The sequence below is a fragment of the Microbacterium sp. 10M-3C3 genome (assembly GCF_003931875.1).
In the GTDB taxonomy this organism is placed as follows: domain Bacteria; phylum Actinomycetota; class Actinomycetes; order Actinomycetales; family Microbacteriaceae; genus Microbacterium.
The window spans coordinates 2,414,413-2,434,193 of sequence record NZ_CP034245.1; the positions used below are offsets into that span (position 1 = coordinate 2,414,413).

Annotated in this window: 22 protein-coding genes; 4 read left to right on the top strand and 18 right to left on the bottom strand. The window is 71.5% G+C overall.

Translation table 11 applies throughout. From position 1 onward, the window contains the following. Positions 1-41: 41 nt before the first annotated feature. The 16 genes from EI169_RS11710 to prmC all read right to left on the bottom strand — a co-directional run bounded on the left by EI169_RS11710 (position 42) and on the right by prmC (position 14,026). Positions 42-815 (bottom strand): protein phosphatase 2C domain-containing protein, encoded by a 774-nt coding sequence (locus EI169_RS11710; protein ID WP_125132487.1) that lies wholly within the window; start codon positions 813-815, stop codon positions 42-44. 117 nt (positions 816-932) lie between these two features. Continuing rightward, on the bottom strand, positions 933-1,913 hold the full coding sequence (locus EI169_RS11715) for an aldo/keto reductase (RefSeq protein ID WP_125132488.1): 981 nt from the start codon (positions 1,911-1,913) through the stop codon (positions 933-935). A gap of 80 nt (positions 1,914-1,993) precedes the next feature. After that, positions 1,994-2,743: a large exoprotein gene (locus EI169_RS11720; RefSeq protein WP_125132489.1), complete on the bottom strand. Its 750-nt coding sequence runs from the start codon at positions 2,741-2,743 to the stop codon at positions 1,994-1,996. 126 nt (positions 2,744-2,869) lie between these two features. Continuing rightward, complete coding sequence (gene yaaA, locus EI169_RS11725; protein ID WP_125132490.1) at positions 2,870-3,607, bottom strand: peroxide stress protein YaaA; 738 nt, start codon at positions 3,605-3,607, stop codon at positions 2,870-2,872. A 91-nt stretch (positions 3,608-3,698) separates the two neighbouring features. Beyond that, positions 3,699-3,959 carry a F0F1 ATP synthase subunit epsilon gene (locus tag EI169_RS11730; protein WP_125132491.1) on the bottom strand — a complete coding sequence of 87 codons (261 nt, stop codon included), beginning with the start codon at positions 3,957-3,959 and terminating at the stop codon, positions 3,699-3,701. 1 nt (position 3,960) lies between these two features. Further along, the gene (atpD, locus tag EI169_RS11735) at positions 3,961-5,418 is read right to left on the bottom strand and encodes a F0F1 ATP synthase subunit beta (protein ID WP_125132492.1); all 1,458 of its coding nucleotides are present in this window, start codon (positions 5,416-5,418) and stop codon (positions 3,961-3,963) included. A gap of 24 nt (positions 5,419-5,442) precedes the next feature. Continuing rightward, positions 5,443-6,339, bottom strand: coding sequence for a F0F1 ATP synthase subunit gamma (locus EI169_RS11740; RefSeq protein WP_125132493.1), 897 nt, complete (start codon positions 6,337-6,339; stop codon positions 5,443-5,445). Between the two features lie 20 nt (positions 6,340-6,359). Then, on the bottom strand, positions 6,360-7,997 hold the full coding sequence (atpA, locus tag EI169_RS11745) for a F0F1 ATP synthase subunit alpha (protein ID WP_125132494.1): 1,638 nt from the start codon (positions 7,995-7,997) through the stop codon (positions 6,360-6,362). Between the two features lie 71 nt (positions 7,998-8,068). Then, positions 8,069-8,857, bottom strand: coding sequence for a F0F1 ATP synthase subunit delta (locus tag EI169_RS11750; RefSeq protein WP_125132495.1), 789 nt, complete (start codon positions 8,855-8,857; stop codon positions 8,069-8,071). Further along, positions 8,857-9,432, bottom strand: a complete 576-nt coding sequence (locus EI169_RS11755; RefSeq protein WP_125132496.1) for a F0F1 ATP synthase subunit B — start codon at positions 9,430-9,432, stop codon at positions 8,857-8,859. Before EI169_RS11755 ends, EI169_RS11750 begins: the two co-directional genes overlap by 1 nt. A gap of 31 nt (positions 9,433-9,463) precedes the next feature. Then, positions 9,464-9,700, bottom strand: a complete 237-nt coding sequence (gene atpE / locus EI169_RS11760; protein ID WP_047542583.1) for a F0F1 ATP synthase subunit C — start codon at positions 9,698-9,700, stop codon at positions 9,464-9,466. Between the two features lie 46 nt (positions 9,701-9,746). Further along, on the bottom strand, positions 9,747-10,523 hold the full coding sequence (gene atpB / locus EI169_RS11765; RefSeq protein WP_346427088.1) for a F0F1 ATP synthase subunit A: 777 nt from the start codon (positions 10,521-10,523) through the stop codon (positions 9,747-9,749). A gap of 193 nt (positions 10,524-10,716) precedes the next feature. Then, positions 10,717-11,202 carry a hypothetical protein gene (locus EI169_RS11770; protein WP_125132497.1) on the bottom strand — a complete coding sequence of 162 codons (486 nt, stop codon included), beginning with the start codon at positions 11,200-11,202 and terminating at the stop codon, positions 10,717-10,719. Next, the gene (locus EI169_RS11775; RefSeq protein ID WP_125132498.1) at positions 11,199-12,353 is read right to left on the bottom strand and encodes an MraY family glycosyltransferase; all 1,155 of its coding nucleotides are present in this window, start codon (positions 12,351-12,353) and stop codon (positions 11,199-11,201) included. The genes EI169_RS11770 and EI169_RS11775 overlap by 4 nt, the downstream gene beginning before the upstream one ends. Beyond that, positions 12,350-13,084, bottom strand: a complete 735-nt coding sequence (locus EI169_RS11780) for an L-threonylcarbamoyladenylate synthase (RefSeq protein WP_125132499.1) — start codon at positions 13,082-13,084, stop codon at positions 12,350-12,352. Before EI169_RS11780 ends, EI169_RS11775 begins: the two co-directional genes overlap by 4 nt. A 54-nt stretch (positions 13,085-13,138) precedes the next feature. Next, on the bottom strand, positions 13,139-14,026 hold the full coding sequence (gene prmC, locus EI169_RS11785; protein WP_125132500.1) for a peptide chain release factor N(5)-glutamine methyltransferase: 888 nt from the start codon (positions 14,024-14,026) through the stop codon (positions 13,139-13,141). Positions 14,027-14,145: 119 nt separating this feature from the next. Between prmC and cysK the strand changes: the two genes are divergently transcribed. Both cysK and epsC read left to right on the top strand, forming a co-directional pair. Beyond that, positions 14,146-15,084: a cysteine synthase A gene (gene cysK / locus EI169_RS11790; protein ID WP_125132501.1), complete on the top strand. Its 939-nt coding sequence runs from the start codon at positions 14,146-14,148 to the stop codon at positions 15,082-15,084. Next, entirely contained in the window at positions 15,085-15,654 is a 570-nt protein-coding gene (gene epsC / locus EI169_RS11795) for a serine O-acetyltransferase EpsC (RefSeq protein WP_125132502.1), read from the top strand. It begins immediately after the preceding gene. On the opposite strand, the gene EI169_RS11800 is transcribed toward epsC, so the two are convergent. Continuing rightward, on the bottom strand, positions 15,651-16,217 hold the full coding sequence (locus EI169_RS11800) for a TetR family transcriptional regulator (protein WP_125132503.1): 567 nt from the start codon (positions 16,215-16,217) through the stop codon (positions 15,651-15,653). The two genes, epsC and EI169_RS11800, sit on opposite strands and share 4 nt — an antisense overlap. A 94-nt stretch (positions 16,218-16,311) precedes the next feature. Between EI169_RS11800 and EI169_RS11805 the strand changes: the two genes are divergently transcribed. Together EI169_RS11805 and EI169_RS11810 are read left to right on the top strand one after the other, a co-directional pair. Beyond that, positions 16,312-17,211 (top strand): NAD-dependent epimerase/dehydratase family protein, encoded by a 900-nt coding sequence (locus EI169_RS11805; RefSeq protein ID WP_125132504.1) that lies wholly within the window; start codon positions 16,312-16,314, stop codon positions 17,209-17,211. A 22-nt stretch (positions 17,212-17,233) separates the two neighbouring features. Continuing rightward, the gene (locus tag EI169_RS11810; protein ID WP_125132505.1) at positions 17,234-18,631 is read left to right on the top strand and encodes an amidase; all 1,398 of its coding nucleotides are present in this window, start codon (positions 17,234-17,236) and stop codon (positions 18,629-18,631) included. A 33-nt stretch (positions 18,632-18,664) separates the two neighbouring features. Here the strand turns inward: EI169_RS11810 and prfA are convergent, their stop codons facing one another. Beyond that, on the bottom strand, positions 18,665-19,744 hold the full coding sequence (prfA, locus tag EI169_RS11815; protein ID WP_125133455.1) for a peptide chain release factor 1: 1,080 nt from the start codon (positions 19,742-19,744) through the stop codon (positions 18,665-18,667). Positions 19,745-19,781: the final 37 nt, after the last annotated feature.

Here is a 19,781-nt window from a genome sequence, read left to right on the forward strand (position 1 = left end):
TCGTGGACGGGGGCGGCGCGGGCCGCCCTGGGGAGGAGAGGTCAGGACCGCGCGCGGTGCACGTCGAGCACGACGATCGTGATGTTGTCGCGCCCGCCGTTCTCCAGGGCCGCGTCGAGCATCGCGCGCACCGCGTCGGCCGGGTCGACGTTCTCGTCGAGGAAGTGACGGATGCCGTAGTCGGTCAGCTCCTTCGTCAGCCCGTCGGAGCAGATGACGAAGCGGTCGCCGTCGACGACGTCGAGCCGCACGTAGTCGGGCTTGGCGTTCTCGCTCGGGCCGACGGCGCGCGTGATGACGTTGCCGTACGGGTGGTTCTCGGCCTCCTCGGGGCTCAGGCGGCCGGCGGCCACGAGCTCCTGCACGACCGAGTGGTCGGTGGTGATCTGGGTCAGGTCGTCATCGCGCAGGAGGTACACGCGCGAGTCGCCGATGTTGAGGGTCACCCAGTGCGGCGGATGCTGCGTGGTGTCCAGGAACACGCCCGTGAGCGTCGTCCCCGTGCCCTCGTCGGTGGTCTCCGGGTGCGCGACGATGTCCTTCACGGCCCGCACGAGCGCCTTCTCGATCGCCTTGGGCGTGACGGTGCCGTCTTCGACCATGGCCCGCAGCCGGTCGACGGTGGAGGTGCTGGCGATCTCGCCGCCGATGTGCCCGCCCATGCCGTCGGCGACGACGAACAGCGGGAAGCTCGTGAGCACGGCGTCCTGGTTCGCCTCGCGGCGGCGCCCGGTGTCGGTCACCTCGGCCCACGAGAGGTCGATCGTCCCGTCGGACACGCGCACGGAGTGCGTGTGGGTCGTCACGTCGGGCACGCCACATCCTCCGGTCGCCGTGAACGGTCACCGCACGGGCGCGCGGCGTGCTCACATCCTAATGGACCGTCGGTGCGCTGCCTCGGATCCCGGCCCGGACGGTAGGGTGCGCGATGCTCAGCCGGCGGCGGGGTCGGCCGGCAGCGGCAGCAGCGCGTCGATCGCGGTGAGCGCGTCGTCGTCCGGCTCCCACGCGGTCGCCGCGGCGGCGTTCGCGCGGACCTGCTCGGCGCTCGTCGCGCCCGCGATGACGCTCGAGACCGGCTCCTGCGCGAGCAGCCACGCGAACGTCGCCTCGAGCATCGAGGCGCCGTGCTCCTCGGCGAGCCCCCGATAGGACTCGAGGACGTCCCACGGCGCGTCGCGCCACAGGTGCGGGCGCTGGCGGAGGATGCGACTGTCAGCGGGGCCGCCCTCGCGCGTGAACTTCCCGGTGAGCAGTCCGTTGTGCAGCGGGAAGAACGGGAAGAAGCCGAGCCCGAAGCGCCGCGCGGCCGGCAGCACCTCGCGCTCCGCGGCGCGCGCGAGCAGGCTGTACTGGTTCTGGGCCGACACGAACCGGACGCTGCCGAGGGCCGCCGCATCCGCCTCCGCGATCTGCCATCCGGTGAAGTTCGAGTGGCCGATGTAGCGCACCTTGCCCTCGCGGACGAGGTCGCCCAGCGCGTCGAGGGTCTCGTCGATCGGGGTCTCGGGGTCGGGCGTGTGCAGCTGGTACAGGTCGATGTAGTCGGTCTGCAGGCGCCGCAGCGACCCCTCGACCGAGCGGCGGATCGTCGCCCGCGACGCCTTCGCGCCGCCGGTCATCGCCGGAGCGAGCTGGGCATGCCCGAACTTCGTCGCGATGACGACCTCGTCGCGTCGGCCCCGGAGCGCCTCCCCCATGAGGGTCTCCGACAGGCCGAACTCGCGTCCGTAGACGTCGGCGGTGTCGAGGAACGTCACCCCCGCATCGATCGCGGCGTCGAGCACGTCCCGCGTGCCCTCGAGCGTCTCGGTACGGGTGCCGGCGCGCCCGAAGTTGTTGCAGCCCAGGCCGATGGCCGACACCATCAGCCCGGAGTCACCGACACGGCGCAGGGGAACGGGATTCGTCATGGTCCCACGCTACCCGGGCAGCTCGAGGTCCCCGCGAACGAGAGTCCCCTCCCGCGGACGGGAGGGGACTCTCGCGGACGTCAGACGCGCGGCGGAGCCGGCGGCTCGGTCGGCGGCGTCGTGGGCGGCGCCGGCGGCTCGGTGGGCGGCGTCGTCGGCGGAGCCGGCGGCTCCGCCGCCGCGGGCGGCGCCGTGGGGGCGGCGGAGGCCGGCGGCGGCGGGTAAGCGCCGGGGGCGGGAGGCGGCGGGTAGGCGCCGGGGGCGGCCGTCGCGCCGGGCGCGGCGTAGCCGCCCGCGGGCGCCGGAGCGCCCGGCTGCACGGGGATGCCCTGCCACACGGTGCGGTCGGCGATGAAGCTCGAGGCCCACGGAGCCGGCGGGATCGCCGGGTTCCAGCGCGACTTGTCGAACGCGAGGATGCCCAGCCAGATCAGCTGTCCGAGGCCGGGCAGGATGAACAGCAGCAGCAGGTACCACTCCTTGCCGAGCTTGAGCCCGACGCGCCACGAGTACGCCACGACGACGAGGTACGCGGCGATCGAGAAGATCCAGCCGATGTAAGGGATCTGGCCGAGGACGCCCGCGGCGATCGCGGCGCCCAGGACCACCCACGGCGACATGTCGCCGAGCTTGCCCATGATCATGCCGTTGTAGATCGGCACCCACGCGCGCCACTGCCCCTGCACGCCGGCCTTCTGGAAGATCTTCATCATGAAGAACGACGACAGGACGTAGTAGATGACGGCGAAGAACAGGATGAGCGGGATCAGGATGGCCAGGAACGCCAGCGCGGCGGCCGCGCCGGTCGGGTCGTAGTACGGATCAGACATGACAGCCCTCTCGGAAGGTGGGCGTGCACGCACGCCGCGGGATCATTCCCGCGGCGCCATGTTAGCGATCCTGAGTGTTGACTGAACAGCAGGCGCGGCCGATTCGCGCGGAATCCGTCTCCGGGTTCACTCCGCGAGCACGTCGATCTCGTCGCCGACGCCGCGTCGCGCGGGGAAGCCGGCGGCATCCGCCCACCGCACGAACGCGTCGGCGTTCGAGATCCGCGGGCGCGTCTGCGCGAGGGCACGCGTGAGCGCGCCCTTGGTGTGCTTGTTGAAGTGGTTGAGGGCGCGGCCCTCCGCCGTCACGACGCGCACGTACGCGTGCGGCGTGCCCGCGGGCACCGGGCCGAGGGCCGCATACGCCTCGGAGCGCAGGTCGAGCACGAAGCGCGGCGCGTCGGCGAAGGCCGCGGTCACCGCATCCGCCCAGTGCCGGCGCAGCGGCGGCAGGCCGGGCACGGATGCGGCGGCGCCGAGTCGGTACGCCGGGATGCGGTCGAGCGCGCTGACGGGCCCGAAGGGGGCGGAGTGGATCAGGACGTGGGCGCCGAGCCACCGGCGCGCGGTCGCGTCGAGGCCGTCGGCGCCGAGGGCGTCGAAGAGCACCCCCGTGTAGCGGTCGACGGCGGGCATCGTGGGCGCCGTCCGCAGGGCCGCGTTGGCGGCGATGTCGGCGCGCTGCCGGGCACCGAGCTTGAGGACGCGCGCCGCCTCGTCCTCGTCGGAGGACAGCGCCACGAGCGCGTCGACGGCCGCGGCGCGGCGGTCGCGGAGCCCCGGCAGCGCGAGAGCATCGAGGTCGAGGGGCGCGGACGACCCGCCGGGACGCTTGGTCTCCGACGGCGGCAGCAGGATCAGCATGCGGTCCTTCCACCGCGAAGGGTCGCGACCCGCCGTCCGCCGGGCTCCGGCGGGGGCGCGTCGCGACCCTTTGCGAACGTGGGATGCGTCGTCAGGAGATGAGCGCGGCGTTGCCCGCCACGATCGTGAGTTCGTCGCCCTCCATGGAGAGGAAGCCGTCCTGCGCGTTCGCGGTCACCTTGGAGCCGTCGGCACGCGTGATACGCACCTGGCCCTCGGCAAGGATCGCCAGCACGGGCTCGTGACCGGCCATGAAGCCGATCTCCCCCTCGACGGTCTTGGCGACGACGAGCGACGCCTCCCCCGACCACACCTCGGCGTCGGCCGAGACGAGGTGCACCTGGAGCGGCATGTCAGCCGTTCTCCTTCTGGATCTGCGCCCAGCGCGCCTCGACGTCGGAGATGCCGCCGACGTTGAAGAACGCCTGCTCGGCGACGTGGTCGAACTCGCCCTTGACGATCGCGTCGAACGACTCGATGGTCTCCTTGATCGGGACGGTCGAGCCCTCGACACCGGTGAACTTCTTCGCCATGTAGGTGTTCTGCGAGAGGAACTGCTGGATGCGGCGCGCACGCGAGACGACGATCTTGTCCTCTTCGGAGAGCTCGTCGACACCGAGGATCGCGATGATCTCCTGCAGCTCCTTGTTCTTCTGCAGGATCTGCTTCACGGCGGTGGCCACGCGGTAGTGGTCCTCACCGATGTAGCGCGGGTCGAGGATGCGGCTCGTCGAGGTCAGCGGGTCGACCGCGGGGTACAGACCCTTCGACGCGATCTCGCGCGAGAGCTCGGTCGTCGCGTCCAGGTGGGCGAACGTCGTCGCCGGGGCCGGGTCGGTGTAGTCGTCGGCGGGCACGTAGATGGCCTGGAGCGACGTGATCGAGTGGCCGCGCGTCGAGGTGATGCGCTCCTGCAGCACACCCATCTCGTCGGCGAGGTTCGGCTGGTACCCCACAGCGGAGGGCATGCGGCCGAGGAGCGTCGACACCTCGGAGCCGGCCTGCGTGAACCGGAAGATGTTGTCGATGAACAGCAGCACGTCCTGGTTCTGCACGTCGCGGAAGTACTCCGCCATCGTCAGAGCCGAGAGGGCGACGCGCAGACGGGTCCCCGGCGGCTCGTCCATCTGGCCGAACACGAGCGCGGTCTTGTCGAAGACGCCCGCCTCCTCCATCTCGTGGATGAGGTCGTTGCCCTCGCGCGTGCGCTCGCCGACACCGGCGAACACCGACACACCGCCGTGGTCCTGCGCGACGCGCTGGATCATCTCCTGGATGAGGACGGTCTTGCCGACGCCCGCACCGCCGAACAGGCCGATCTTGCCGCCCTGCACGTACGGGGTGAGCAGGTCGATGACCTTGATGCCGGTCTCGAACATCGTGGTCTTCGACTCGAGCTGGTCGAAGTTCGGCGCCTTGCGGTGGATGCCCCAGCGCTCGGTGACCTCGATCTGCTCGCCCGGCTCGCCGTTGAGGACGTCGCCGGTGACGTTGAACACCTTGCCCTTGGTGACGTCGCCGACGGGCACCGTGATGGGGCCGCCGGTGTCGCGCACCTCCTGGCCGCGGACCATGCCGTCCGTGGGCTTCAGCGAGATGGCGCGCACGAGGTCGTCGCCGAGGTGCTGGGCGACCTCGAGGGTGATCTCGGTCGACTCCCCCTCGATCGTGATCGTCGTCTTCAGGGCGTTGTAGATGTCGGGGATCGCATCGTGGGGGAACTCGATGTCGACGACCGGGCCCGTGACGCGTGCGACGCGTCCGACGCCGGCCGTCTGAGTCTGCTCGGCCTTCTCGGCGGTGAGGCTCATGGCTTCTTCTCTCCTTGTGAGGTCTTACTTGCCCGATGCCAGGGCGTCGGCGCCGCCGACGATCTCGGCGATCTGCTGCGTGATCTCCGCCTGACGCGCGTTGTTGCGCAGGCGGGTGTAGTCGGTGATGAGCTTGTCGGCGTTGTCGCTGGCGGACTTCATCGCCTTCTGCGTCGCCGCGTGCTTGGCCGCGGAGGACTGCAGGAGGGCGTTGAAGACGCGGCTCTGGATGTACACCGGCAGGAGCGCGTCGAGCACCGTCTCGGCGTCCGGCTCGAACTCGTACAGGGGGTACACCTGCGCCGACGCGTCCGCCTCGGCCTCGACGACCTCGAGCGGGAGCAGCCGCACCGACTCGGGCGTCTGCGTCATCATGCTGACGAAGCGGTTGTAGACGAGGTGGATCTCGTCCACGCCGCCCTCGGTGCCGCCGCGGTTGTACGCGTCGATGAGGGTGGCTGCGATCTCCTCCGCCGTGCGGAACTGCGGGGTGTCGGTGTCACCGGTCCACTCGCCCTCGGTCGCGAGGCGACGGAACTGGAAGTAGCCCACCGCCTTGCGTCCGACGAGGTAGAACGCGACCTCCTTGCCCTCCGAGCGCAGCAGCTCGGCCAGCTCGAGACCCTCGCGGAGGATCTGCGAGTTGAACGCGCCGGCCAGGCCCCGGTCCGAGGCGAAGATCACGACCGCCGAGCGGCGGATGTCCGCGCGCTCGGTGGTCAGCGGGTGATCGACGTTGGAGTGGGTGGCCACGGCCGAGACGGCGCGCGTCACGGCCCGCGCGAAGGGCGAGGACGCGCGCACCCGCGCCATCGCCTTCTGGATGCGCGAAGCCGCGATGAGCTCCATCGCCTTCGTGATCTTCTTGGTGGTCTGCGCAGAGTTGATCTTCTGCTTGTAGACCCGCAGTTGTGCGCCCATGATCCGTTATCCGTGTCGCGTCAGCGACGGCCCTTGACGATCTTCTCCTGGTTGACGTCCTCGGCCTCTGCGGCGGCCACCGACTCGGTGCCCGGCGTGCCGATGCCCTGGCCGTCGCCGGCCTGGAACTCCAGGATGAACTCGTCGATGCGCTTGTCGAGCTCGGCGACGGTGTCGTCGTCGAGGACGTTGGTCTCGCGCAGGGTGTCGAGCACCGTCGTGTTGCGGCGCAGGTAGTCGAGCAGCTCGCGCTCGAAGCGCAGGACGTCCGACACCTCGATCTTGTCGAGCTTGCCGTTCGTGCCGGCCCAGATCGAGACGACCTGCTCCTCGACGGGGTACGGCGAGTACTGCGGCTGCTTCAGGAGCTCCGTCAGGCGCGCACCGCGGGCCAGCTGGCGGCGCGAGGCCGCGTCGAGGTCGGACGCGAACATCGCGAAGGCCTCGAGCGAGCGGTACTGCGACAGCTCGAGCTTGAGCGTGCCGGAGACCTTCTTGATCGACTTGACCTGGGCGTCACCGCCCACGCGCGAGACCGAGATGCCGACGTCGACCGCAGGACGCTGGTTGGCGTTGAACAGGTCGGACTGCAGGAAGATCTGGCCGTCGGTGATCGAGATGACGTTCGTCGGGATGTACGCCGAGACGTCGTTGGCCTTCGTCTCGATGATGGGCAGACCCGTCATCGACCCGGCGCCCAGCTCGTCGGACAGCTTCGCGCAGCGCTCGAGGAGACGCGAGTGCAGGTAGAACACGTCGCCCGGGTACGCCTCGCGGCCCGGCGGGCGGCGCAGCAGCAGCGACACGGCGCGGTAGGCCTCGGCCTGCTTCGACAGGTCGTCGAAGATGATGAGAACGTGCTTGCCGCCGTACATCCAGTGCTGGCCGATGGCCGAGCCGGTGTAGGGGGCGAGGTACTTGAAGCCGGCCGGGTCGGAGGCGGGCGCCGCGACGATGGTGGTGTACTCCATCGCGCCGGCGTCCTCGAGCGCGCCCTTGACGGAGGCGATCGTCGAGCCCTTCTGGCCGATCGCGACGTAGATGCAGCGCACCTGCTTGTTGACGTCGCCGGACTCCCAGTTGGCCTTCTGGTTGATGATCGTGTCGAGCGCGATCGCGGTCTTGCCGGTCTGGCGGTCGCCGATGATCAGCTGGCGCTGACCGCGGCCGACGGGGATCATCGCGTCGATGGCCTTGATGCCGGTCTGCAGCGGCTCGTGCACGGATTTGCGCTGCATGACGCCGGGCGCCTGGAGCTCGAGGGCGCGACGGCCCTCCGACGCGATCTCGCCGAGACCGTCGATCGGGTTGCCGAGCGGGTCGACGACGCGGCCCAGGTAGCCGTCGCCGACGGGCACCGACAGGACCTCGCCCGTGCGGGTGACCTCCTGGCCCTCCTCGATGCCGGCGAAGTCGCCGAGGACGACCACGCCGATCTCGTGCTCGTCGAGATTCTGGGCCAGGCCCAGCGTGCCGTCCGCGAAGCGGACGAGCTCGTTGGCCATCACACCCGGCAGGCCCTCGACGTGCGCGATGCCGTCCGCGGCGTCGACCACGGTGCCGACCTCGGAGGCGGCGGCGCCGGTGGGCTCGTAGGCGGCGACGAAATCCTTCAGCGCGTCACGGATGACGTCGGGGCTGATGGTGATATCTGCCATTGTCGTTCCTTCGTATCGGGGGGCGTTCGGCCCCCGGAGTCTGCGTCCTCGTGGACGGCAAGCCTTGTGGGTTAGCCCGCCAGGCGCTGGCGGAGATCGGCCAGGCGGGTGGAGATGCTGGCGTCGATGACGTCGTCGGCGATCTGCACGCGCAGCCCGCCCACGACCGACGGATCGATGACGACGTTCAGGGAGACCTGCGCACCATACCTCGCCGACAGCGCGGCGGCCAGCCGCTCGCGCTGCGCCTCGCCGAGGGCGACGGCGCTGACGACGGTCGCGACCGTGCGGCCGCGCTGGTCGGCCACGAGCCGCATCGCACGCGACAGGAGCGCCCGCACGCGCCGCTCGCGCGGCTGCTGGACGAGCGAGGACACGATGAGCGTCGTCGCCGCGCTCGCCCGCGATCCCAGGAGCGTCTCGATGAGCGCGCCCTTCGCGGCGGCGTCGCCGAGCCGGCTCCCGAGAGCGAGCTCGAGCTCGGCGTTCTGCGCGACCGTGCGGGAGAAGGCGAACAGCTCCGCCTCGATGTCGTCGGCGGCGGCGACGGCCGCGGCACGGACGGCCAGCTCCTCGATCGCGTCGACGAGGTCGGACGCGTTCGACCAGCGCTGCGCCGCGAGCGTCGAGAGCAGCTCGACGGTCGTCGGCTTCAACGCGCGGCCGAAAACGTCGGCGACCACCTTGGCGCGCGCGGCGGCCGGAGCCGCCGAGTCCGCGAGCGCGCCGCCGAGCTGCGGCGAGCCGCCGACGGCGCGCGAGGCCGCGAACAGCTCGCGCGCGACCTCGAGGTCGACGCCGGCCGCGCCGGTGAGCGCCGTCGTCGCCGCCTCGAGCGCCTGCGTGGTCGCACTGCCCATTACGGTGCCGCCTTCTCGGGCGCAGCCTTCTCGGAGGCCTCGAGGTCGGCGAGGAAGCGGTCGACGACCGCCTGCGCCTTGGCGTCGTCGGAGAGGGTCTCGCCGATGACGTTGCCGGCCAGGTCGAGGGCGAGCGTGCCGACCTCGCTGCGCAGCGACACGAGGGCCGACTGGCGCTCCGCCTCGATCTGCGTGTGCGCGGTGGCCGTGATGCGCGCGGCCTCGGCCGACGCGGCGTCCTTCGCCTCGGCGACGATCTTCTTGCCGTCCTCGCGGGCGGCCTCGCGGATCTCGCCGGCCTCCTTGCGGGCCTCGGCGAGCTGCGCGGTGTACTCCTCGAGCGCCGCCTCGGCCTGACGCTGGGCCTCGTCAGCCTTCGCGATGTTGCCTTCGATCGCGGCACCGCGCTCGTCGAGCAGCTTCTGCATGCGCGGCAGCACGACGCGCCAGAAGACGAGCAGGATGACGACGAAGCAGACCGCGGACCAGGTGATGTCGTAGATCGCCGGGATCAGCGGGTTCGGGGGCGTCCCCTCCCCTGCCGGCTCGGCGGCGAGGACAAGAGCGTTCAGCATCTCGTCTCCTTTACGTGAGTGGTCCGGCGGGTCAGAAGCCGAAGATGAAGCCGGTCGCGATGCCGATGAACGCGAGCGCCTCGGTGAAGGCGATGCCGATGAACATCAGCACCTGCAGGCGGCCGGCCAGTTCGGGCTGACGGGCGACGCCCTCGATCGTCTTGCCGACGACGATGCCCACGCCGATGGCCGGGCCGATGGCGGCGAGACCGTAGCCGACGGTCGCGATCGAACCGGAGACCTGGGCGAGAACCGTAGTTGCGTCCACGGGGTGTTTTCCTTTCGGTTGGGTGGCTCGGCGTGCGCCGGGCCGCTCAGTGCTCTTCTGCGATCGCGAGCTGGATGTAGACCGCGGTGAGAATTGCGAAGACGTACGCCTGGAGGAAGGCCACCAGGAGCTCGAACAGGGTGAAGGCGAGGCCGAACGCGAGCGTGCCCGCGCCCAGGAGCGACCAGAAGCCGCCGAGGCCGAAGACGAAGAACTGCGTCGCGGCGAAGAACAGCACCAGCATGAGGTGCCCGACGATCATGTTCATCAGGAGACGGAGCGTGAGCGTCACGGGCCGGATGATGAAGGTCGAGAGGAACTCGAGCGGGATGATCAGGATGTACAGGAACCACGGCAGGCCCGACGGCATGAGCGAGTTCTTGAAGAACGCGCCGGGCGACTTCTTCACACCCGCGTAGATGAACGTCACGTAGGCGACCGCGGCCAGCAGCAACGGCACCGCGATGACGCTCGTTCCGGCGATGTTCAGGCCCGGGATGATGCCGGTGATGTTCATGAACAGCACCATGAAGAAGATCGTGGTGAGGATCGGCAGGAACCGGCGGCCGTCCTTGCGCCCGAGGAGGTCTTCGGCGATGTTGACGCGGACGAAGTCCAGACCCATCTCCACGACGCTCTGGAAGCGGCCGGGGACGAGCTTCATGCGGCGCGTGCCGAGGACGAACACCAGCACGAGCACCGCGGTGGCCAGCAGCTGGATGATGTTGATGCGCGTCAGCTCGAAGGGCGTGCCGGCGAACAGGACCGCGTCCGGGAAGAAATCGTTGATGGACGGCGGATGGAACTCCGCCTCAGCGGACACGACGTTCGCGATCAGGGTCGCAGCTTGAGTGGACAGCGCTGGCTCCAGCTTCGGGGCATCGGTGTGAACCGTTGCGACGATGGTCGGTGATCGCACCCCGGAAGCGCTCGTAGAGCGGGCGGGCGCAACACCACCCTACCAAATCCGGGCGCCGACGCCGACGCCCCGGGGCGGATCTCTCGATATCGAGAGATCAGTCGCGCCGGTCGCCCGCCTCGGGATCGCTCGGCAGCGTCACATCGCTCGCAGCGGGCACGCGCATCCGCAGCAGCACGACGACGTCCACGACGAGCGACGCGACGACGCTCACGACGAGCGCGACGAAGAACACGACCGGGTCGACCCACGACTGCCCGCGCAGCACGACCAGGGCGACGATGAACAGGACGAGCTTGAGCAGCCATCCGCCGAGCACGACGCCGAAGAAGATCGGCACGTACAGGTCGTCGCCGAACCAGCGGTTGGCGATCAGGATGCTCGCGGCCGTCACGGCGAGGAAGAGCGCGCTCACGAGCACGCCCGCCAGGGCGCTGCCCAGGCCCCCCGCACCGCCGACGGCGAAGCCGACCACCGCGCCGACGACCAGGAGGACGCCGGCGACGATCCCGCCCCACGTGAGCGCGGTGCGCAGCACCGGCGTGCTCGAGGGGCGGCGGGCGGCGGGCGAGGTGGCGCTCATGCGGGGATCTCCGTCGGGACGTGGCGCGCCCGGGGGCGCGAGGGGAGGAAGGTCAGGACGAGGCACGCGACGACCCCGACGAGGCCGAAGCCGGCGCCGAGGAGGTAGTCGCCGGGCCACTCCTCCTGCGTGCCGATGTACATCAGCAGGAACGAGAAGCTCACGATCGCGGTCCACGCATAGAAGATGAGCACCGCGTCGCGGTCGGAGTGCCCCATGTCCAGCAGCCGATGGTGCAGGTGCTTCCGATCGGGTGAGAACGGCGAACGACCCGCGCCCATGCGCCGGATGACGGCGAGGCCGAAGTCCAGCAGCGGCAGCAGCACGATCACGATCGGCAGCAGGATCGGGATGAAGGCACCCAGCAGCTGCGAGCGGCCGAGGCGCTCGGGGTCGAGGACGGCCGGGTTCAGGACGCCCGTGATCGCGATGGCCGATGTGGCCATGAGCAGTCCGAGCAGGAGTGCGCCGGAGTCGCCCATGAAGATCTTCGCGGGGCTCCAGTTCAACGGCAGGAAGCCCAGGCACGCCCCCACGAGGACGGCGGCGATGAAGGACGCGACGTTGAAGTACGTGCTCGCGCCGAAGTCGCGCACGAGCAGGTAGGAGTACGCGAAGAACACGCCGTTGGCGATGAGGCACACGCCCGCGACCAGCCCGTCCAGGCCGTCGATGAAGTTGACGGCGTTCATGACGATGACGATCGCGAAGAGCGTCAGCGTGAAGCTCATCCAGCTGGAGCCGACCGTGATGCCGCCGATCGGCAGCGAGTAGATCTGGAATTGGCCGAAGAAGGCGATGATGCCGGCGGTGAGGAACTGCGCGCCGAGCTTGATGAACCAGTCGAGGTCCCACACGTCGTCGAGGACGCCGACCACGACGATGACGAACGCGGCGGCCAGGATCGCCAGCACCGGAGCGGGGTTGACCCAGATGATCGCGAAGAACGGGAACTGCGTCGAGAAGGCGAACGCGGCGCACACGCCGAGGAACATCGCCACGCCGCCGAGCCTCGGCGTCGGCCGCTTGTGCACGTCGCGCTCGCGGATCGCCGGATACAGCTTGTAGCGCAGGCTGAAGTGGAGCACGGCCCACGTCAGCACGGAGGTCACCACCGCGGTGAAGATCACCACGAGGAGATACAGCTTCACGCGCCGCTGCTTCCCGGCGGGGTCGGCCCCGCGTCCGGGGCGTGATGGTGCGCGTGACCGGAAGCGGGATCCGGCTCGAGCAGGTCGCCGAGGACGTCGCGCAGGCGCTCGCGCGACACGGCGCCCTCGCGGAGCACGCGCACGACCGGTTCGGCGCCGCCGACGAGTCGCGTCGCGTCCACGATCGTCGAGGCGATCCCCGTCTCGCTCGGGCCGGCGTCGAGGTAGGCCGACACGGAGTCGCCGAGCATGTCGCGCGCCTGGTCGATCATCACGGCGGCCGGCATCCCCGTCAGGTTGGCGCTGGAGACGGCGAGGGGCCCGGTCTCCTGCAGCAGCTCGAGTGTGAGGGTGTGCGCGGGCATCCGCACCGCGACCGTGCCGTGCGTCTCGCCGAGATCCCACGACAGCGACGGCTGCGCGGGAAGGACGATCGTGAGGCCGCCGGGCCAGAACTCCTCGACGAGGCGCTCGACCGGCTCGGGCACCTCGGCGACCAGGGCGCGCAGCGTCGCGACGCCCGCCACGAGCACGGGCGGGGGCTGCTGGCGGCCGCGTCCCTTCGCGGCGAGGAGCCCCGCGACCGCGCGCGCGTTGAACGCGTCGGCGGCGATCCCGTAGACGGTGTCGGTGGGCAGCACGACGAGGTCGCCGCGGCTCAGCGCCTGGCGGGCGTGGCGCATACCCGCGAGAAGCCCGGCCTCGTCACGGCAGTCGTACACAGGGGACATGTCGTCCGACAGTCTACGTGCGCCCCCGCTCGGCGCCCGTCCCGGGCGGCAGCGTCAGGGCCGGAGCGCCGTGGTCGCGCGGTCGCGCAGGGTCAGATCCGGATGCGTCGCCGTCGCCGTCCAGCCGTCGGCCTCCAGCAGGGCGCGGATGGCCGGCCCCTGCCACTCGCCGTGCTCGATCACGAGCAGCGCGCCGGGGTGGGCAAGGCGCAGGGCCACGCGGCTGAGCACGCGCACGACGTCGAGCCCGTCCGGCCCGCCGTACAGCGCCGCCGGCGGGTCGTACAGGCGCACCTCGGGGTCGCGCGGGACGGCGTCGTCGGGGACGTAGGGCGGGTTGGAGACGACGACCGACACGGTGCCGTCGAGCTCGGGGAACGCGTCGGCCAGGTCGATGCGCGCGATCCGCACGTTCTCGGCACCGAGGCGACGGGCGTTCTCCTTCGCCCACACGAAGGCATCCACCGACTTCTCCGCCGCGTGCACGCGCGCGTGCGGCACCTCGGTGGCCATCGCGAGAGCGATCGCGCCGCTGCCGGTGCCGAGGTCGACGGCCACCGGCGCGGGCGAGGCCGACGCCCGCAACGCGTCGATCGCGATCTGCGCGACGATCTCGGTCTCGGGTCGGGGCACGAAGACGCCGGGGCCGACGGCGAGCTCGAGATGGCGGAAGGGTGCCAGACCCGTGAGGTGCTGGAGGGGCACGCGGGCGCTGCGGCGTTCGACGAGCTCGTCGAACGCGGCGGCGGTGGCCGCATCCGTCGACGCCCCGCGGACGACCGCGGCCTGCAGCTCGCCGCGACCGACGCCCAGCGCGTGCGCGGCCAGCAGCTCGGCGTCGACGGCGGGATCGGGGACGCCCGCGGCCGCGAGCCGCTCGGCGGCGGCGCGCACGAGGTCGGACAGGCGCGACGGGGCGGCGTCGGGGGTGTGCTCGGGCATCGGCGTACGAGCTTACGGCTCCCGCGGGTCCGTGCGGTCGCCGGCCGACATACTCGGCCGCCGCGGAGGCGCGCTCGCTAGGCTGAGCCGGTACGCGTCCCGACGGCGAAAGGCCCGTTATGCCCGGCATCCACTCCGACATCACGTCCGCGTTCGGTGACACACCCCTCGTGCGGCTGAACCGCGTCGCCGAGGGGGTGGACGCGAACCTCCTCGCCAAGCTCGAGTTCTACAACCCGGCCGGCAGCGTCAAGGACCGACTGGGCATCGCGATCGTGGACGCCGCGGAGGCGTCGGGCGAGCTGAAGCCCGGCGGCACGATCGTGGAGTCCACGAGCGGCAACACCGGCATCGCGCTGGCGATGGTCGGCGCCGCCCGCGGCTACAAGGTCATCCTCACGATGCCCGCGTCGATGTCGAAGGAGCGGCGCCTGCTGCTGAAGGCGTTCGGCGCCGACGTCGTGCTGACCGACCCCACGAAGGGCATGTCGTTCGCGGTGGACGAGGCCAAGCGCATCGTCGCGGAGACCCCCGGCGCGATCTGGGCGCGGCAGTTCGAGAACGAGGCGAATCCCGCGATCCACCGCAAGACGACCGCCGAGGAGATCCTGCGCGACACCGACGGCAAGGTCGACTACTTCGTCGCCGGCATCGGCACGGGCGGCACGATCACCGGTGTGGGGCAGGTGCTCAAGGAGCGCGTCCCCGGCGTGAAGGTCATCGCGGTCGAGCCCGCCGACTCCCCCGTGCTCACGAAGGGCCACCCCGGCCCGCACAAGATCCAGGGCATCGGGCCGAACTTCGTGCCCGCGATCCTCGACCGCGACATCATCGACGAGGTCGTCGACGTCGAGTTCGACGACGCGATCCGTCTCGCGCGCGACACCGCCACCCAGGACGGCATCCTCGTGGGCATGTCCTCGGGTGCGGCCATCTGGGCGGCCCTGCAGATCGCCAAGCGGCCGGAGGCGGCGGGCAAGAACATCGTCGTGATCATCCCGTCGTTCGGCGAGCGCTACCTCTCGACGGCCCTGTACGAGAACCTCCGCGAGGACTGAGTGGGCGCCCTCCAGCGCGTCCGAGAAGACCTCGCCGCCGCGAAGCTGCGCGACCCCGCCGCGCGCGGGGCGCTCGAGATCGCGCTCCTCTACCCTGGCCTGCACGCGGTATGGGCGTATCGCCTCCACCACCGGATGTGGCGGCGCGGACTCCGGTTCCCGGCGCGCCTGGTGTCGCAGCTGACCCGGTTTCTCACGGGCATCGAGATCCACCCCGGCGCCGTCATCGGCCGTCGCTTCTTCATCGACCACGGGATGGGCGTCGTCATCGGCGAGACGGCCGAGATCGGCGACGACGTGCTCCTCTACCACGGGGTCACCCTCGGCGGCCGTCAGCGCGAGGGCGGCAAGCGGCATCCGACCCTGGGCGACGGCGTCGCGGTGGGTGCGGGGGCGAAGATCCTCGGGCCGATCGTGATCGGCGACCGCTGCGTCATCGGCGCGAACGCGGTCGTGACGAAGGATGCGCCGGCCGACAGCACGCTCGTCGGCGTCCCGGCGAAGGCCCGCCCGCGGCGCGACGGCGACGACAGCCGGGCGCTGCTGGCGGCGCCCGAGTACGTGATCTAACCGGCCAGGAGCGCCCCGAGCCGGTCGAACAGCGACGTCTGGATCTCCCGCAGCCCGCGCGTCTCACCCTCGGCGATCCACGCGGCGAAGGCCACCTCGAAGACACCGACCGCCGCGCGCGCGACGAGGGACGCCTCAGGCTCGGGCACTCCGCGTCCGTCGAGCGCGGCGGCGATCGAGACGGCGAGTGACCGCATCTTCTGCGCCTCACGCTCGCTCAGACCCTCGTCGGCGGCGATGATCGCGCCGCGCGCGCGGGAGCGCGGCCGGCGCTCGTCCGGGAACATCTCAGCCGCCGCGTCGAAGCCGTGGCGGACGGCGGCCACCGCGTCGTGCCGCGCGGGCGCGGCGGCGACGGCCTCGGCCACCGCCGTGACGAAAGTGGACTGCCCATCGAAGAGCACTTCGCGTTTGTCGGCGAAGTGGCGGAAGAAGGTGCGTTCGGTCACCCCGGCGGCCTCGGCGATCTCAGCGACGGTCACGGCGTCGAATCCGCGCGCGCGGATGACGTCGAACGCCGCGGCCTGCAGCCGGTCGCGCGCCCCGGGTGTCCATCGCGCCATGCTCGAATCCTACCGATGACAGAGCCTGACATCAGGGCGTATAGTCATGTCATTCCCTGACATGACTCGCGGATGCCCGCGGAAGGAGAACACCATGCGCATCTTCGTCACCGGCGCGAGCGGCTGGATCGGCTCCCACGTCGTCGCCGAGCTGCTCGCCCACGGACACCAGGTCATCGGCCTCGCACGCTCGGACGCGTCAGCCGAACGTCTCAGGGCGGCCGGGGCGGCCGTCGTCCGCGGCGACCTCGACGAGCCGGCATCACTGCAGCACGGCGCGGATGCCGCCGACGCCGTCGTCCACCTCGCCAACAAGCACGACTTCGCCCACCCCGAGGTCTCCAACGCCGCGGAGCGCGCCGCGACGCAGGCGTTCGGCGACGCCCTCGCCGGCACCGGCAAGCCGTTCCTCCTCGCCTCAGGCCTCGCGATCCCCACGGCCACACCTCCACTGACCGAGGGCACCCCCTCCCCCGCGCACGGCCCCGACTCCATGCGCGGCGGCAGCGAGAACCTCGCGCTCGACTTCGTCGACCGCGGCGTCCGCACGATCGTCGCGCGCTTCGCGCCGACCGTGCACGGCAGGCACGATCACGGCTTCGTCGCGGCGCTCGTCGCGGCGGCGCGCGCCAGCGGCGAGGTGCTCGTGGCGGGCGACGGCTCAGCCCGGTGGACCGCGGTGCACGTCGACGACGCGGCCGCCGCGGTGCGCCTCGGACTCGAGCGCGCCGAAGCGGGCACGATCCTGCACGTCACGGCGGAGAGCGTGCGCACCGGCGACATCGCGGCCGCGATCGGCGCGGGGCTGCGGCTTCCCGTCACCGCCACCACACCGGACGTGCTGGCCGAGCGTCTCGGCTTCATCGGCCGCGTCTTCGCGAGCGACACGTCGGCCTCGAGCGTCCGTACGCGCGAGCTGATGGGCTGGACGCCGACAGGCCCGACGCTGCTCGAGGACATCGCCGCGGGCGCGTACTTCCCCGTGGGCTCCTGAGCGCACGCCGTACGCTCGGAGGATGGCCGAGCTGCACGATCTGTCCCTCGTCGAGCAGGCGCGGATGCTGCGCACCGGAGAGCTCACGCCGAAGGCCGCGGTCGCCCATTACCTCTCGCGCATCGAGCGCGAGCACGCGCTCGCCGCGTTCGCCGAGGTGACGGCCGGGGCCGCCTTCGCGCGGGCCGACGCGCTCGGCAGCGCTGCCGCATCCGGTGCGCTGCACGGCGTGCCGCTGGCCGACAAGGACCTCGTCGCGCGGGCGGGCGTGCCCACGCGCTACGGGTCTCGGGCGCGCGCCGACCACGTGCCCGCCGTCTCGGATCCGCTCGCGGCCGCGCTGGATGCGGCCGGCGCGATCAACCTCGGCAAGACCGCGACGAGCGAGTTCGGGCTCACCGGGTACACCGAGCCGCGCACCGGCCGACCCGCACGCGATCCGTGGAACCCCGCGCACGGCGCGGGCGGCTCGAGCGGGGGCGCGGCGGTCGCCGTGGCGGCGGGGCTGCTGCCCGCCGCCGTCGCGTCCGACGGCGGCGGGTCGATCCGCATCCCCGCGGCGACCGTCGGCGTTGTGGGCGTGAAGCCCTCGCGCGGCCGCCTCCCGATCGGCTCGGGCTTCGACGCGCCCGACGGCCTGGCCGTCACGGGGCCGATCGCGACGAGCGTCGCCGACGCCGCGTTCCTCCTCGACGCGCTCGTCGGCCTCGCCCCGTTCCGCTACGCGACGCGCGCGCCCGGCGACGGACCGTTCCTCGCGGCGGCGCAGCGCCCGCTCGAAGGCGCCCGCATCGGGGTGACCACGGTGTCGCCGTGGGACGACAGCGAGGACATCCGCCTGGACCCCGCGGCGGCCGAGGCCGTGCGACGCGCGGCGGGCGCTCTCGCGGCAGGCGGACACGGCGTCGAGGACGCGGCGTGGCGGCCGCGGGGCTACGCGGAGCTCTTCCGCGTGCTGTGGCGCGCGAGCGCCGCACGCATCCCGCTCACCGAGGCCGACCTCGACGTCGTCGAGCCGCTCACCGCGTGGCTCGTGCGCGAAGGCCGCGGACTCGCCGCATCGGACCTGCTCGCGGCGCTCGCGGCCGCGCGCGTGTTCGAGCGCGAGACGATCACGGCCTTCGACGCGTTCGATGCGGTGCTGACGCCCGCGCTCGCCCTGCCGCCGCAGCACGTCGGCTGGTACGACGGCCTCGATCCCGAACGCACGTTCGCACGCCAGGTCGAGTACGCGCCGTACTCGAGCTTCGTGAACGTCGCGGGGCTCCCGGCGATCACGGTGCCGTTCACGACGGATGCGGCGGGCCACCCCGTCAGCGTGCAGCTCGTCGGCCGCCCCGGCGGTGAGGCCGCGATCCTCGCCCTGGCCGCGCAGCTCGAGGCCGCGCGTGGCCCGCTGCCGCATCCGCCGGCCTGGTGACGCCGGCCGCCCACCCGGAGCCCTGCGGGATGTTCAGTCGGAGGAGCCGAGGGCGGCGAGGCGGGCTTCCTCGTCGGCGGCGATCGCCGACTCGATGATCGGGCCGAGCGCGCCGTCCATGACCTGGTCGAGGTTGTACGCCTTGTAGCCGGTGCGGTGGTCGGCGATGCGGTTCTCGGGGAAGTTGTACGTGCGGATGCGCTCGGAGCGGTCCATGCCGCGGATCTGCGAGCGGCGCGCGTCGGAGGCCGCCGCATCCCGCTCCTCCTGCTGCTTCGCGAGCAGCCGCGCCCGCAGCACGCGCATGCCGGCCTCGCGGTTCTGCAGCTGGGATTTCTCGTTCTGCATCGACACCACGATGCCGGTCGGCACGTGCGTGATGCGCACGGCCGAGTCGGTCGTGTTGACCGACTGGCCGCCCGGGCCGGACGAGCGGAACACGTCGATCTTCAGATCGTTCGGGTCGATGGAGATCTCCTCGGGCTCGTCGACCTCGGGGAAGACGAGCACGCCGGTCGTCGACGTGTGGATGCGGCCCTGCGACTCGGTCGCGGGCACGCGCTGCACGCGGTGCACGCCGCCCTCGTACTTCAAGTGCGCCCACACGCCCTGCGCGGGATCGTCGGAGCTGCCCTTGATCGCGACCTGCACGTCCTTGTAGCCACCCAGGTCGGATTCGTTGCGCTCGAGCAGCTCGGTCTTCCACCCCATCGACGCGGCATACTGCAGATACATGCGCAGCAGGTCGGCGGCGAACAGGGCCGACTCCGCGCCGCCCTCCCCCTGCTTGATCTCCATGATCACGTCGCGCGCGTCGTCGGGGTCGCGCGGGATGAGCAGGCGCCGCAGCTTCTCCTGCGCGTCGGCGAGCGACTCCTCCATCTCGGGGATCTCCGCCGCGATCGCCTCGTCCTCGCGCGCGAGCTCGCGGGCGGCCTCGAGGTCGTCGGATGCGGCGCGCCACGCGTCGTACGCGTGCATGATGCGGTTCAGCTCGGCGTAGCGCCGATTGACGCGCTTCGCGCGGGCGGGGTCGGCGTGGACGGCCGGGTCGTTCAGCTCCTCCTCGACGCGCTTGTGCTCGTCGAGGAGACTGCGGACGGACTCGAGGATGCCCGATCCCTCTGCAGGCTCAGGTGCCACGGATCAC

Coding starts and splice junctions, on each gene's coding strand:
- EI169_RS11715 (WP_125132488.1), bottom strand. CDS start 1,913: ATGACGAATCCCGTTCCCCTGCGCCGTGTCGGTGACTCCGGGCTGATG.
- EI169_RS11720 (WP_125132489.1), bottom strand. CDS start 2,743: ATGTCTGATCCGTACTACGACCCGACCGGCGCGGCCGCCGCGCTGGCG.
- yaaA (WP_125132490.1), bottom strand. CDS start 3,607: ATGCTGATCCTGCTGCCGCCGTCGGAGACCAAGCGTCCCGGCGGGTCG.
- EI169_RS11730 (WP_125132491.1), bottom strand. CDS start 3,959: ATGCCGCTCCAGGTGCACCTCGTCTCGGCCGACGCCGAGGTGTGGTCG.
- atpD (WP_125132492.1), bottom strand. CDS start 5,418: ATGAGCCTCACCGCCGAGAAGGCCGAGCAGACTCAGACGGCCGGCGTC.
- EI169_RS11740 (WP_125132493.1), bottom strand. CDS start 6,339: ATGGGCGCACAACTGCGGGTCTACAAGCAGAAGATCAACTCTGCGCAG.
- atpA (WP_125132494.1), bottom strand. CDS start 7,997: ATGGCAGATATCACCATCAGCCCCGACGTCATCCGTGACGCGCTGAAG.
- EI169_RS11750 (WP_125132495.1), bottom strand. CDS start 8,857: ATGGGCAGTGCGACCACGCAGGCGCTCGAGGCGGCGACGACGGCGCTC.
- EI169_RS11755 (WP_125132496.1), bottom strand. CDS start 9,432: ATGCTGAACGCTCTTGTCCTCGCCGCCGAGCCGGCAGGGGAGGGGACG.
- EI169_RS11770 (WP_125132497.1), bottom strand. CDS start 11,202: ATGAGCGCCACCTCGCCCGCCGCCCGCCGCCCCTCGAGCACGCCGGTG.
- EI169_RS11780 (WP_125132499.1), bottom strand. CDS start 13,084: ATGTCCCCTGTGTACGACTGCCGTGACGAGGCCGGGCTTCTCGCGGGT.
- prmC (WP_125132500.1), bottom strand. CDS start 14,026: ATGCCCGAGCACACCCCCGACGCCGCCCCGTCGCGCCTGTCCGACCTC.
- cysK (WP_125132501.1), top strand. CDS start 14,146: ATGCCCGGCATCCACTCCGACATCACGTCCGCGTTCGGTGACACACCC.
- EI169_RS11800 (WP_125132503.1), bottom strand. CDS start 16,217: ATGGCGCGATGGACACCCGGGGCGCGCGACCGGCTGCAGGCCGCGGCG.
- EI169_RS11805 (WP_125132504.1), top strand. CDS start 16,312: ATGCGCATCTTCGTCACCGGCGCGAGCGGCTGGATCGGCTCCCACGTC.
- EI169_RS11810 (WP_125132505.1), top strand. CDS start 17,234: ATGGCCGAGCTGCACGATCTGTCCCTCGTCGAGCAGGCGCGGATGCTG.